The organism is Streptomyces sp. SKN60, from assembly GCF_026236535.1.
In the GTDB taxonomy this organism is placed as follows: Bacteria; Actinomycetota; Actinomycetes; order Streptomycetales; family Streptomycetaceae; genus Streptomyces.
Window position 1 is genome coordinate 278,423 of record NZ_JAHTMW010000007.1, and the last position, 14,014, is coordinate 292,436.

The 14,014-nt window shown below is 72.3% G+C and carries 10 protein-coding genes; 3 read left to right on the forward strand and 7 right to left on the reverse strand.

The window, feature by feature from the left end; all coding sequences use genetic code 11:
* Window positions 1–6 precede the first annotated feature (6 nt).
* The 6 genes from KV205_RS14540 to KV205_RS14565 all read right to left on the reverse strand — a co-directional run bounded on the left by KV205_RS14540 (window position 7) and on the right by KV205_RS14565 (window position 6,629).
* Window positions 7–1,209: a YncE family protein gene (locus KV205_RS14540; RefSeq protein WP_265864746.1), complete on the reverse strand. Its 1,203-nt coding sequence runs from the start codon at window positions 1,207–1,209 to the stop codon at window positions 7–9.
* Window positions 1,209–1,970 carry a polysaccharide deacetylase family protein gene (locus KV205_RS14545; protein ID WP_265864747.1) on the reverse strand — a complete coding sequence of 254 codons (762 nt, stop codon included), beginning with the start codon at window positions 1,968–1,970 and terminating at the stop codon, window positions 1,209–1,211. The genes KV205_RS14540 and KV205_RS14545 overlap by 1 nt, the downstream gene beginning before the upstream one ends.
* Window positions 1,971–2,382: 412 nt before the next feature.
* Window positions 2,383–2,886: an ATP-binding protein gene (locus tag KV205_RS14550; RefSeq protein WP_265864748.1), complete on the reverse strand. Its 504-nt coding sequence runs from the start codon at window positions 2,884–2,886 to the stop codon at window positions 2,383–2,385.
* 203 nt (window positions 2,887–3,089) lie between these two features.
* Window positions 3,090–3,857 (reverse strand): enoyl-CoA hydratase/isomerase family protein, encoded by a 768-nt coding sequence (locus tag KV205_RS14555; RefSeq protein WP_265864749.1) that lies wholly within the window; start codon window positions 3,855–3,857, stop codon window positions 3,090–3,092.
* A gap of 89 nt (window positions 3,858–3,946) precedes the next feature.
* Window positions 3,947–5,194, reverse strand: coding sequence for an Ig-like domain-containing protein (locus KV205_RS14560; RefSeq protein WP_265864750.1), 1,248 nt, complete (start codon window positions 5,192–5,194; stop codon window positions 3,947–3,949).
* Window positions 5,195–5,411: 217 nt separating this feature from the next.
* A complete protein-coding gene (locus tag KV205_RS14565; protein WP_265864751.1) occupies window positions 5,412–6,629 on the reverse strand; it encodes an Ig-like domain-containing protein in 1,218 nt (405 codons plus the stop codon).
* Between the two features lie 154 nt (window positions 6,630–6,783).
* Between KV205_RS14565 and glgX the strand changes: the two genes are divergently transcribed.
* Entirely contained in the window at window positions 6,784–8,997 is a 2,214-nt protein-coding gene (glgX, locus tag KV205_RS14570) for a glycogen debranching protein GlgX (RefSeq protein ID WP_374214668.1), read from the forward strand.
* Between the two features lie 7 nt (window positions 8,998–9,004).
* Here glgX and KV205_RS14575 read toward each other — a convergent pair whose 3' ends face one another.
* Entirely contained in the window at window positions 9,005–10,252 is a 1,248-nt protein-coding gene (locus KV205_RS14575) for a hypothetical protein (RefSeq protein WP_265864752.1), read from the reverse strand.
* A gap of 112 nt (window positions 10,253–10,364) precedes the next feature.
* On the opposite strand from KV205_RS14575, the gene KV205_RS14580 reads away from it, so the two are divergent.
* Both KV205_RS14580 and KV205_RS14585 read left to right on the forward strand, forming a co-directional pair.
* A complete protein-coding gene (locus KV205_RS14580; protein WP_265864753.1) occupies window positions 10,365–12,167 on the forward strand; it encodes an ABC transporter ATP-binding protein in 1,803 nt (600 codons plus the stop codon).
* Complete coding sequence (locus KV205_RS14585; RefSeq protein ID WP_265864754.1) at window positions 12,164–14,014, forward strand: ABC transporter ATP-binding protein; 1,851 nt, start codon at window positions 12,164–12,166, stop codon at window positions 14,012–14,014. The genes KV205_RS14580 and KV205_RS14585 overlap by 4 nt, the downstream gene beginning before the upstream one ends.

Consider the following 14,014-nt stretch of genomic DNA (forward strand, 5'->3'; position numbering starts at 1 on the left):
CGGGTCTCAGCGGAACACGCCGGTGTGGCCGAGCGAGTAGCGGCCCGGCTGGGGGTAGACCGCGAGGCCGTGGGGGCCGCTGCCGACGGGGATGCGGGCCAGCTGCTTCCCGCTCGTCGTGTCGATCGCGTAGACCTCGGAGTCGTAGCGGCCGGAGAGCCAGAGCACCTTGCCGTCGGCGGAGACCCCGCCCATGTCGGGGGATCCGCCGTCGGGCAGCTTCCACTTCTTGGTGAGGGCGTTCTTGGTGAAGTCGAAGACCGAGATCGTGCCCTCGCCGCGGTTGGAGACGTACATCTCCTTGGAGTCGCGGGAGACGTAGAGGCCGTGGCAGCCCTTGCCGGTGGGCAGCAGGGTCGGGGTGGTGAACCGGTCCCCGTCGAGCACCCACATGCCGTGCGCCATCATGTCGGCGACGTAGAAGGTCTTGCCGTCCGGGGAGAGCTTCACGTCCTGCGGCATGGCGCCTTCGAGGGGCAGTCGCTGCTGGCCGACGACCTCCATCTTCTCGGTGTCGACCTTGAGGAGTTCGCCGGAGAACTCGCAGGAGACGACGAAGTAGCGCCCGTCGGCGGAGAAGTCGGCGTGGTTGACGCCGTAGCAGGTGACCGGGACGGTCTTCCTGCGCTCCATGGTGTGCGGGTCGCGGAAGACCAGCTCGCGGTCGAGCGAGGCCATGACGACGGCGTACTTGCCGTTCGGGGTGAAGTACAGGTTGTACGGGTCGTGCACCTCGACCGGTTTGCCGGCGACGCCGGTGGCGGGGTCGATGGGGGTGAGGGTGTGGCCGCGGTCGTTGTTGACCCAGAGGGTCTTCAGGTCCCAGGAGGGGACGACGTGCTGCGGCTGGTTGCCGACCGGGATGGTCTCGATGACCTTGTAGGTGGCGGGGTCGATGACGGAGACGGTGTTGGAGTTGGTGTTGGGGACGTAGACCCGGGACGGGAAGCCCTTGACGACCGGGGAGAGCGCGTTCGGCCGGTCGGCGGCGTAGATGTCGTCCGGCTGGAGCAGCGGCGGCATGCCGGGCAGTCCGGCGGGCGCGGCGGCCGGCTTGGGCACGGCAGCCTTGGTGGTGGTGGCGCTCGGCTGCGGGGTCGCGGGCCGGGGGCTGCCGCAGGCGGCGAGGCTGCCGAGCAGCAGGGCGGTGGCGGTGGCGGCGAGGACGGCGGCCTTGTTACGGCTGTTACGGCGCGGGGGAATCGGCATCAGCTCAGCAGCTCCGTGGTGGTGACCGCGGAGAGGCCGCGGCGGTCGAGGTCGGCGAGGAGGCGGGGCAGCGCGGCGACGGTGTCCTGGTAGCCGAAGTGCAGGCTGACCACCGATCCGGGCGTGATCCGTCCGGTGACGTTGGCGACGACGGCCGCCGGTCCGGGCGAGGTGAAGTCGAGGGAGTCGACGTCGTACGAGAGGGCGTGCGGGTAGCCGGCCCGGCGGGCGGCGCGCAGCACGGTCTCGGTGGCGTGCGGGGTACGGGAGGGGCGGAACCAGCTGCCGACGGAGCCGGTGAGGCGGCGCAGCCGGCCGGCGCAGGCGTCGATCTCGGCGAAGGCCTCGTCCTCGGTCATGGCGCTGATGTCGACGTGGCGCTGGGTGTGGTTGCCGAGGTCGTGGCCGCCGTCGAGGATCCGCCGGGCCATCTCGGGGTGCCGGTCGAGCCAGCTGCCCACGGCGAGGACGGTGATCCGGGCGCCGGCCCGCTCGGCGGCGTCGAGGATCGCGCGGGCGAGCGCGGGTTCGCCCTGTCCGTGGAAGGTGAGGGCGACGCGGGGCCGGTCACGGGGCCCGTGGGCGATCTCGGCGGGCCGGCCGGGCCAGCGGCGGGGCGCGGGGGCGGCGACGGGCGCGGCGTGGGCGGGCCGCTCGGTCTTCGGGGCGGGGCGGGGCTCCGTGCCGCAGGCGGTGGCGAGGGCCCCCGCGAGGGCGGTGGCCGCGCCCGCCCGGAGGGCACCGCGGCGGTCGGTCGGCATCACGGGGACCATTTAAAGGCGGACAGGTCCGAAAGATGACGATTGAGCCGATTCAGGACGTTTGCGGGTCGCGATCAGCCGTCCACCATGCGGACGAGCCGAGGAAACACCCGATGAACCCCATAGTTATTCATGTTTTGCAAGGTGAGTGCTCTAGGTCACCAAGGATTCATCGAGGAGTCATTCCACTTTGTCCGGATCTGACCCGGTAGGGACGTTTGGCGTCGGGGCCACCCGTCTGCCATAGTCAATGACACGACCCCCATTGACCCGGGCCAGGTCGTCGAAGCGGCCGCGGATACACACCCCCCCCCCCCAATCCGCGGCACACCACACGAGAGCCCCCAGCGCGCCCCACCAGGGCCGGACGGGGGCTTTCGTGCATCCGCGACCGCATGCGCGACACAGGGCCCTAGCGGTCGCTCACCCGCATCTCGAACCAGGTGGTCTTGCCGCGCGGCGCGAGGTCGACGCCCCAGCGGTCGGAGAGCTTGTCGACGAGGAAGAGCCCGCGGCCGCTGACGTCCAGCTCGTGCACCGGCATCAGACAGGGCAGCCCGCGCGAGGGGTCGCGCACCTCGACCCGGATCCAGCCGCGGCGGCGCAGCAGGCGGAGGGCGAAGACCCGGGCGCCGGTGTGGCGGACGGCGTTGCCGACGAGTTCGGAGACGAGCAGCACGGCATGCTCGGCGATCTGCGGGGTGAGGCCCCAGTGCCGCACTATCACCCACTGGGTGAGCCGGCGGGCGACCGCGGCGGATTCCGGCCGGGACGGCAACCGGGCGTCCTCGTCGGCCGGATTCCCGTACAACTTCAGTGCTTCCGCGGCCTGTTCGTCCTCGGCGCCCGGCACCCACCGGGCGGCGGTCGCGCCGCCGCGCTGCCGCGGTTGTTCCGTACCCTCCAGGCCCGCCATGCCCACCATCATGGCCGGACGGGGCCCGGCGCGGGGCCGTTCCGGGGGATTCGCCCCCTCGGAATCGACAATTCCGCGAGACTGACTCCGGCATATGCCAAAGTCAGTCGGAACGCGGTCGTGAACGGCCTGATCCGACCGGGTCCTGCCGGGTGGGGCCGGGTCCTGGCCGGGTCAAAGGCCGTTCACACGCGGTCGAACACCTAGACGAACTTCGCCTTGCCCGGGCCCTCTTCGACGAAGCTGCGCATACCGCGCTCGCGGTCCTCGGTGGCGAACAGGCCCGCGAACCAGGTGCGCTCGACGGCCAGGCCGGTGTCGATGTCCGTCTCCAGACCCTGGTCGATCGCCTCCTTGGCCGCGCGCAGCGCGATGGCCGGGCCCTGGGCGAGCTTGGCGGCCCAGGCGTGGGCCTGCTCGTACACCTCGGCGGCCGGGACCACCCGGTCGACCAGGCCGAGCTGGAGCGCCTCGTCGGCCTTCACCATGCGGCCGGTGAAGATGAGGTCCTTGGCCTTGGAGGGGCCGATGAGCCGGGCGAGGCGCTGGGTGCCGCCGGCGCCCGGGATCAGCCCGAGCAGGATCTCCGGCTGGCCCAGCTTGGCGTTGTCGGCGGCGATCCGGTAGTCGGCGCAGAGCGTCAGCTCGCAGCCGCCGCCCAGCGCGTAGCCGGTGATCGCGGCCACGACCGGCTTGGGGATGCGGGCGATCGCGGTGAAGGAGTCCTGCAGCGCGCGGGACCGCTTGACCATGGCCGCGTGGTCCATGACCTGCATCTCCTTGATGTCCGCGCCGGCCGCGAACACCTTCTCGCCGCCGTAGAGGATCACGGCCCGCACGTCGTCGCGGTCGGTCGCCTCCTGGGCCAGCTCGCGCAGCCGGTCCTGGGTGGCGATGTCCAGGGCGTTCATCGGGGGGCGGTCGAGGCGGATCGTGCCGACGCCTTCGGCGACTTCGAGGTTCACAGTCATGGTCGGAAGGTTAGCCGCCGTTAACGGGGAGGGCCCCGGTGCGGTTGGTCACAACCGCACCGGGGCCCTCGTCACGCGTACGGAAGGGCTTACGCCTTCCACTCCGACCAGTCCATGTTCCAGCCGTTGAGGCCGTTGTCCGGCTGGATCTGCTTGTCCTTGGAGTTCTTCACGACGACCACGTCACCGATGAGCGAGTGGTCGTAGAACCACGCGGCCGGCGTCGAGGAGTCCCCGGCGCCCCGGGCGTCGCGCAGACCGACGCAGCCGTGGCTGGTGTTGGTGGTGCCGAAGATCCCCGGCGAGCCCCAGTAGTTGCCGTGCACGAAGGTGCCCGAGGCGGACAGGCGCATCGCGTGCGGCACGTCCTTGATGTCGTACTCGCCGCCGAAGCCGACGGTGGCCCCGTTCATCCGGGTCACCTTGAACTTCTCGCTGATGACCATCTGCCCGTTGTACGTCGTCGTGGACGGCGCGCCCGCGCTGATCGGGATGGTCTTGACGATCGCGCCGTCGCGCTCGACCTTCATCGTGTGCGCGGAGGCGTCCACCGTGGAGACCTGGCGGCGCCCGATGGTGAAGGAGAAGGTCTTCTTCTGCTTGCCGTAGACGCCCGGGCGGCCCTCGACGCCGTCCAGGTTGAGCTGCACGGTCACCTTGGTGCCCGCGGCCCAGTACTTCTCCGGGCGGAAGTCGAGGCGGTCGTTGCCGAACCAGTGGCCCTCGATCTCCACCGCCGGCTCCGCCGTCACCTTGATGGCGTGCTCGACGGCCTCCGGGTCGGTGATGCCCCGGGTGAAGTTGATGGAGACCGGCATGCCGACGCCGACGGTCTGTCCGTTCTCCGGCGTGTAGTGGCCGATGAAGGTGTTCTTCGGGGTGAGGGTCGAGAAGGTGGTGTCCTTCGCCGACTCACGGCCCTCGGTGTCCTTGGCGATGGCGTGCACCTTGTACTGGGTGCTCGCCGACAGGTGGCCCACCGGCTCCCAGCTGCTGCCGTCGGCGGCCAGCTTGCCCTCCACCGGGTGGCCCTCGGTGTCGGCGACGGTGACCGTGGTCAGCTTGCCCTGCTGGGCCGTCACCTTCAGGGCCCCGCTGGTGGCGACCGCGTCGGCACCGTCCTTCGGGGCGATCGTCACGACGGCCTGCGAGGCCGCGTTCTCCTGCTTGCCGCCGCCGCTCGCGCCGCCGTCCTTGCCCCCGCTCGCACCGGCGTCGGTGCCACCGCCGCCGCAGGCGGTCAGGACGAGGAGCAGCGTCCCCGTCGCCAGGGCCCCCAGGCGGGCGCCACGGCGGCGTCGTCCGGCGGTCGATCCGGATATCGGCTGCCCGTTCACTATGGTGTTCTCCCCTCGCACGACCCCGGCGATGCCCGGGCCCCACCCCCGTGCGCATCCTCACGCGCACACGGCGTTAATTAATCACACCAGAGGACACGAAAGTTCCTCGTACATGTCACCGTTCAGTCCCAGTTGGCGTGATACGGCGGACGGGGCGCGGGCGTGCGCGGTTTCCGTGCTGTTCCGGGGCGTGCGCGGGGGTGCGCGGAAGGGCTCAGTCCAGGGCCGAGCCGGCCTTCCAGCGGCCCCAGTCGAGGTTCCAGCCGCCGAGCCCGTTGTCCGGGGCGACCTGCTTGTCCTTCGAGTTCACCACCTCGACCACGTCGCCGACGAGGGTCCGGTCGAAGAACCAGCCGGCCGGGGTGTCCGGCCCGCCGCCCTTCACGTCCCGCAGGCCGACGCAGCCGTGGCTCACGTTCGCCGAGCCGAAGGTCGAGGCGGAGGCCCAGTAGTTGCCGTGCAGGAAGGTGCCCGAGTCGGTCAGCCGGATCGCGTGCGGCACGTCCTTGATGTCGTACTCGCCGCCGAAGCCGACCGTGGCCCCGTTCATCCGCGTCACGTCGTACAGCTCGGTGGCCACCATCTTCCCGTTGTACGTGGTGGTCTTCGGCGCCCCGGCGGTGATCGGCAGCGTGGTGAGCAGCGCCCCGTCCCGGTGGATCTCCATGGTGTGCTTCTCGGCGTCGACCAACGACACCTGGGAGCGACCCACGGTGAAGCCGACCTTCTTGCGCTGGATGCCGTACACCCCCGGCGCGCCCTCGACGTCGCGCAGCGCCAGGTCGACGGTGACCCTGGTGCCCGGCCGCCAGTACGCGGCGGGGCGGAAGTCCAGGCGCTCCTTGCCGAACCAGTGGCCGGCCACCTCCACGGGCGGGTCGGAGGTGATGCGGATGGCCCGCTCGACCTCGGCCCGGTTCTCGATCTCCCGGTTGAAGGAGAAGGAGACGATCATCCCGACGCCGACCGTGGAGCGGTTCTCCGGCTTGAAGTAGCCGATGAAGCGGTGCTCGGGGACGACGGTGGTGAAGGTGGTGTGCCGGGCCGAGCGGCGCCCGTGCCCGTCGAGCGCGACCGCGTCCACGCTGTACTTGGCGGCGAGCGCGAGCCGGGTGTCCGGGCGGGGCCGCCAGCGCAGCCCGTCGGCGGAGATCTCCCCCGCCACCTCGGTGCGCTGGGCGTCCTCCACCTGGACGACCGTCACCCGCTCCAGGCGCCCGCTGTCGACCTTCACCTCGACCGGCCCGCCGGCGGGCACCGCGCGGGCCCCGTCCTCGGGGCTGACCCGGATGACGTCACCGGGCGCCCGCGCCTTCCCCGGGAGCGTCAGGTCGATGCCCCCGCCGCCGTCCCCTCCGGTGCAGCCCGCGAGCCCCACGAGCAGTCCCGCCACCGCGAGGGCGTACCCCGCCCGCTTCAGTACAAGTGTCACGCCCAGACCAACGACGGCCCCCCTCCAGGGGAAACGTGCGTACGGGTCATGTTGGGAGCGCGTCCGCGCGGGCAGAACAGGTGGGAGAACACGTACGGGGGACGTCCGCCGGGACGCGGCTGTCGACCGTACGCGAGCCGCGGGAGGCCGAACGGTGTCGAGCGCAGCCGAGCAGGAGGCGGTACGTCAGCACGCCCGCGTGCCGCGGGAGGCGACGGTGTGGCCGGGCGCGCCCACACCGCTCGGCGCCCGCTGCCGGGTGGGGCCGGGCGGGGTCGCGGGCACCAACTTCGCGCTGTGGGCGGGCGGGGCGGAGGCCGTCGAGCTGTGCCTCTTCACGGCGGACGGCACCGAGACCCGGCTGCCGCTCGGCGAGCTGACCCATGAGATCTGGCACGGCTTCGTGCCCGGCGTCGGCCCCGGGCAGCGCTACGGCTACCGGGTGCACGGGCGCTGGGACCCGTGGACCGGGGCCCGCTGGAACCCGGCGAAGCTGCTCCTCGACCCGTACGCGCGGGCGGTCGACGGCGGCCGGGGAAACGATTACACCGCCCTGCCGCCCGAGGTGTACGGGCACGTCCGCGACTGGCCCCAGCAGCATGTCGCCGACACGGTCCGCGACGAGCGGGACTCCGCCCCGTACGTCCCCAAGGGCGTGGTCGTCCAGGACGACGACGACTGGTCGGACGACCGCAGGCCCAAGACGCCCTGGCCGGACTCCGTCCTCTACGAGCTGCACGTCAAGGGCTTCACCGCCCGCCACCCGGGCATCCCCGAGCGGCTGCGCGGCACCTACGCGGGCCTCGCCCATCCGGCGGCCGTCGAGCATCTCGTACGGCTCGGGGTGACGGCCGTCGAACTGCTGCCGGTGCACCAGTTCGCGCACGAGGACCATCTGCTGCGCCGCGGCCTGACCAACTACTGGGGCTACAACTCGATCGGCTACTTCGCCCCGCACGCCGCCTACTCCTCCTCCGGCACCACCGGACAGCAGGTCGGCGAGTTCAAGCGGATGGTGCGGGCGCTGCACGCGGCCGGCATCGAGGTCATCCTCGACGTGGTCTACAACCACACGGCGGAGGCCGGCGAGCTCGGCCCCACCCTGTCCCTGAAGGGCATCGACAACCGCGGCTACTACCGGCTCCAGTCGGACGCGCGGCGATACGCCGACTACACGGGCTGCGGCAACACCCTGCACGTGGTGCAGCCGCAGGTGCTGCGGCTGATCACCGACAGCCTGCGCTACTGGGTGACCGAGATGGGTGTCGACGGCTTCCGCTTCGACCTGGCGGCGGCCCTCGCCCGGTCGATGCACGACGTCGACATGCTCTCCCCGTTCCTCGCCGTCATCGCCCAGGACCCGGTGCTGCGCCGGGTGAAGCTGATCGCCGAGCCGTGGGACGTCGGCAACGGCGGCTACCAGGTGGGCGCCTTCCCGCCGCTGTGGACCGAGTGGAACGACCGCTACCGGGACGCCGTACGGGACTTCTGGCGCGGCGCGCTGCCGGATGTGCGCGACCTGGGCTACCGGCTGTCCGGCTCCAGCGACCTGTACGCCTGGGGCGGGCGCCGCCCGTACGCCTCGGTCAACTTCGTCACCGCCCACGACGGCTTCACCCTGCGCGACCTGGTCACCTACGAGCGCAAGCACAACGAGGCCAACGGCGAGGGCAACCGGGACGGCACCGACGACAACCGGGCCTGGAACTGCGGGGTGGAGGGCGAGACCGACGACCCGGCGGTGGGCGCCCTGCGCCGCCGGCAGATCCGCAACCTGATGACGACCCTGCTGCTCTCCACCGGCGTGCCGATGCTGGTCGCGGGCGACGAGATGGGCCGCACCCAGGGCGGCAACAACAACGCCTACTGCCAGGACAACGAGACCGGCTGGCTCGACTGGAGCCTGCCGGACGAGCCGGGCCGCGCCGAACTCCTCGCCCTCACCCGGCGGCTGCTCGCCCTGCGCCACCGCCACCCGGTGCTGCGCCGCCGCGCCTTCTTCTCCGGCCGGCGGGGCGCGGACGGGCTGCGCGACCTGGCCTGGTTCACGGCGGCCGGCACCGAGATGACGGAGTCCGACTGGTACGCCCCGGCCGCCACCCTCGGCCTCTACCTCTCCGGCCGCGACATCCCGGGCCGCGACCCGCGCGGCGAGCGGATCACCGACGACAGCTTCCTCGCCGTGCTGCACGCGGGCCCCGACCCGGTGGACTTCCGGCTGCCGGGGCCGCCGTGGGCGGAGTCGTACGACCTGGTCGTGGACACCGCCCGGGAGGAGCAGTCCGCCGCCCCGGCGACGGCGCACCGGGGCGGGGAGGTGCTGACGGTGGCGGGGCGGTCGGTGGTGCTGCTGCGGGTCGGGGGGTGAGGAACGGTCAGCGGGCGGAGAGCTGGACGTAGCAGGTGAAGTCGCCCGCGATCTCGACGTCGGGCCCGGTGTAGGACGAGCTGCTGGAGCTGCTGCCGGAGGTGAAGTACGTGCCGGCCGGGCGCGCGTCGGCCACCCAGGCGTCCGGCGCGGTCCGGAACGCACTGCGGCAGCGCTCCCCGGCCTTCTTGTCGGCGACGCCGGTCGGGTTCCGCTGGATGGTCTCCTTGATCTTCACCTGGCCGAAGACCCTCAGGTCGGCGTCCTTCCCGCAAGGGACGGTACGCACCAGGGCGAGGCTGACGCCGAGACCGGTGTCGGCGGAGCCGCAGGCGCCGGGCTTCAGCTTGGCGAGCGGGGTGAGGGCCTTCTCGGCGTCCTCCATCCTGCCGCTCTTCGCCGCAACGGGGGCGGGGACGGCGGTGCTCCCGTGGCCGGTGAGGGTGTATTCCGCCTTGAGGGAGGTGACGCCCTTGAGGACACCACCCTCGTGCATCCACTTCAGGAGGGACGTGTAGTCGGCGCTCGTGCGGGTGAGCCGGCCCTGCCCGTCGAGGACGACCGTCAGCGAGACGAGCCCGCCGCGGTCGCTGAACATGGCCGGTTCGACGAGGCTCGCCGGCAGCGCGTCGTAGGCCGTCTGCCACGGGACGCTCAGCTCGTACGTGCGGCTGCCGTCGGCGCCCTTGGTCGGCTGCTTCTCGGCGTCGGCGTTGCGCACCACCTCGGCGAGGGTCCCGCCGAACGGAGCGGCGTCACCGGCCCTCACCAGGATGCTGCCGAAGAGGTCGACCACGTCCATGGACGCCTGCGAGGAGTAGCGCAGCCAGCCCCCCTGCCGGGTGCGGTAGTCGACCTGGTTGCCCTTGACCTCGTACACCTCGGGCACGGGCTTCGCACCGGAGCGGCCGCCGAGGTCGGCGGCGGCGTCCTCGGGGAAGCGACGTGGGATGTCCAGGACGCGCTCGGCGCGGGCGGTGTCCTTCGCGTAGTCCTGCGTGCCGGTCGTGCGGTCCACGGCGGTGCCCTTGGCGGAGCCGTAGCTGAGCGTCCACGTGAAGGCGGACGAACCGGCCGCCGTGGTGGCCCGGGAGGCGGCCGACAGCTGGTCGTCGAGCCGGACCTCGTACACCGGCGTGCCCGTCGGCTTCGGCGCCTTCGCGTCCGTGGCCGCACCGCCGCCGCCGGACTGGCAGCCCGCCAGGGCCGCGAGCAGCAGCGGCAGGGCCGCCCATCCGACCGGCGCGTTTCTCATGGTCCCCACCCCTTGATCGTCGAGCGGCGATCGTACGTGATCCCGCCGGCAGGGGCCGGTGGCCGGAAAACCACATGAGCGATGTCAGAGGTGAACCCTAGGCTCGGACCTGATGCCAGAAAAACATGCCCCCACCAAGGACCGGTCCGCCGTCCGCTCGCTGCTGCGCCTCTGGCCGTACGTACGGCCCGTGCGCGCCCGGCTGTTCACCGCCGCGTTCGTCGCGATCGTCGCCTCCTGTCTGTCGCTGGTCATTCCGCTGGTCCTGAAATGGCTGGTGGACGGGCCGGTCACGGACCGGGACACGACCGGCGTGTGGTTCGGCGCCCTCTATCTGCTGCTGCTCGGCATCGCCGAGGCACTCCTCTTCGGCCTGCGGCGGTGGCTGGTGGCCCGGCCGCTGGCCGGCGTCGAGGCGCGCATGCGGGCCGCGCTCTACCAGCGGCTGCAGCGCCTCCCGATCGCCTTCCACGACCGCTGGGCCTCCGGCCAGCTCCTGTCGCGCGGCACCACGGACCTGATGCTGGTCCGCATGTTCCTGGCCTTCCCGCTGACCTTCCTGCTGGTCAACGCGGTGACGATCCTGGTCGGTTACGCGGTGCTGCTCGCCCAGGACTGGACGCTCGGCCTGGTGCTGCTCACCCCGGTGGCGCCGATGGTGATCCTCTGCTCGGTCTTCGAGCGGAGGTACGCGGTGGTGGCGCGGCGGGCGCAGGACCAGGTGGGCGATCTGACGACGGTGGTCGAGGAGAGCGTCCTCGGCATCCGCATCGTCAAGGGCTTCGGCCGCCACCGCAGCCAGGCGGAGGCCTTCCGGAACCTGGCCGAGCGGCTGCGGGGCACGGAACTGGTCAAGGCCCGGCTGCTCGCCGGGATCTGGGCGCTCATCACCTTCCTGCCGGAGCTGGCGGTCGGTTCGGCGCTTGTGCTCGGCACCGTGCAGGTCGCCGACGACGAGCTGTCGGCCGGCACCCTGGTGGCCTTCCTGTCGACGGCGCTCGCGCTGCGCTGGCCGGTGGAGTCGATCGGCTTCCTGCTTGCGATGAGCCAGGAGGCGGCGACGGCGACGGAACGGTACTTCGAGGTGATGGACGCGGCGGAGGAGTCGGATGCGGGGGCCGGCACTGAGGGACGTGCCGATGGGGTGCGGGACGGGGTGCGGTTCGAGAACGTCACGTTCCGCTTTCCCGACGCGCCGGCGGACGCGCCGCCCGTGCTCGACGGGATCGACCTGCACGTCCGGCCCGGCGAGACGATGGCGCTCGTCGGCGGCACCGGCTGCGGCAAGACCACGCTCACCGCGCTCGTACCGCGCCTGCAGGAGCTTTCCGGCGGGCGGATCCTGCTCGACGGCGCGGACATCACCCGCATGCCGCGCGAGCGGCTGCGGTCGCTGGTGTCGGTGGCCTTCGAGGACCCCACCCTCTTCTCGGCGAGCATCGGCGAGAACGTCCTGATGGGCGCGGGACCGGACGCGGGCGAGCCGGAGCTGCGGCGCGCCCTCGCCGTCGCCCAGGCCGAGGGCTTCGTGGACCGGCTGCCCGACGGCACCGCCACCGAGGTCGGCGAGCAGGGCCTGAGCCTGTCCGGCGGCCAGCGCCAGCGGCTCGCGCTCGCCCGCGCGGTGGTCGGCCGCCCGCGGTTCCTGGTCCTGGACGACCCGCTCTCCGCGCTCGACGTGCACACCGAGGCCCGGGTCGAGGCGGCGCTGCGGGAGGTGCTGCGCGACACCACCGCCCTGGTGGTGGCGCACCGCCCGTCGACGGTGCTGCTCGCCGACCGGGTGGCGCTGCTGTCCGGCGGCCGGATCACGGCGGTGGGCACGCATCAGGAACTGCTGCGGGAGAGCGCGGAGTACGCCTGGCTGATGTCCGGTGCGGGCGATGCGCAGGACGAGTACGAGGGGACACGATGACGGACACCGAACCGGCGGCCGCGGAGGCCGAGAAGGTCGTCACCGGGGCCGCCCCCGACCCCTTCGACCAGGACGACCTGCCCACCGCGCCGGGCGCGACCGGCCGGCTGCTGCGCTCGCTGCTCGCCGCGCACCGGACGCGGGTGGTGGTCGCGGCCCTGGTGCTGCTCGTGCAGCAGGCCGCGCTGCAGGCGGGCCCGCTGCTCGTGGCGTACGCGATCGACCGGGGCGTACCGGCCTTCCAGGACGGCAACCACGCCCCGCTGATCGCGGTGGCGCTCGGCTATCTGGCCTGTGCGGCGGGCAGCGGGCTGCTGCAGTACGCGTTCGTGCGCGCGGCGGCCCGGATCAACCAGGACGTGCTGCTCGATCTGCGCGGGCGGATCTTCCGGCACGCGCAGGTGCTCAGCGTGGACTTCCACGAGCGCTACACCTCCGGCCGGCTGATCTCCCGGTCGACCACGGACGTCGAGTCGCTGCGCGAGCTGCTCTCCGAGGGGTTGCAGGAACTCATCGGCGTCGTCCTGTCGTTCGTCTCGATCTCGCTGATGCTGCTCTGGCTGGATCTGGGCATCGGTGCGGTGGCGGTGGCCTCGTTCGGGCCGCTGTATCTGCTCGTCCGGCTCTACCGGCGGCGTACGGCGGTGGTGTTCGCGAAGCGGTCGACGGCGATCGCCGGGGTGATCGTGAAGTTCGCGGAGACGATGAACGGGATCCGGCCGGTACGGGCGTTCCGCCGGGAGCGGGCCAACGACGTGGAGTTCGGCGCCCTGAACGACCGGCACGAGCGCAGCAACGGCGACGCGATCCTGGAGATGGCGCGCTATGTCGTCGGCTCGCGGCTCGTCGCCAACACGGCGGTGGCCGGCATGTGTCTGTGGGGCGCCCTGCGGGTCGTGGACGGTTCCCTCGAACTGGGTGTCCTTGCAGCCGCGGTGCTGTACATCCGGCGGCTGTACGACCCGATCGACCGGCTCGGGATGTTCCTCAACTCGTACGAGTCGGCGGCGGCCTCGCTCGCCAAGATCGCGGGCCTGCTCGCGCAGGAGCCGGGCGTCCCGGAGACGGCGACGCCGCGCCCGCTGCCGGAGCGGACCGGGGCGGCGCCGGGGCGGGAGGTCGTCTTCGAGGGCGTCCGCTTCGCGTACCGGACGGGCGGCGAGGTGCTGCCGCGCTTCGACCTGACGATCCCGGCCGGGCAGACGGTCGCGGTGGTCGGCGCGACCGGCGCGGGCAAGTCGACGCTCGCGAAGCTCCTCGCCCGCTTCTACGACCCGACGGACGGGCGGGTCCTGCTCGACGGGGTCGACCTGCGGGACCTGGCGACGCCGGAACTGCGGCGCGGGGTGGTGATGGTGACGCAGGAGGCGTTCCTGTTCTCCGGGACGGTCGCGGAGAACATCGCGATCGGGCGGCCGGACGCGAGCCGCGCGGAGATCGAGCAGGCGGCGAAGGCGATCGGCGCGCACGACTTCATCGCGGGGCTGCCGAACGGCTACGACACGGACGTCCGCAAGCGCGGCGGCCGCATCTCGGCCGGCCAGCGCCAGCTGGTGGCCTTCGCCCGCGCGCTCCTCGCCGACCCGGCCGTCCTCATCCTCGACGAGGCGACCAGCTCCCTCGACGTCCCCGGCGAACGCGCCGTCCAGCGCGCCATGGACACCGTCCTCGCCGGCCGCACCGCCGTCGTCATCGCCCACCGCCTCTCCACGGTCGAGGTCGCCGACCGCGTCCTCGTCATGGACTCCGGCCACATCGCCGAGGACGGCACCCCGGCCGCCCTGGTCCACGGCGACGGGCACTACGCGGGCCTGCACCGGGCGTGGCGGGACAGCCTGGTCGGCTGA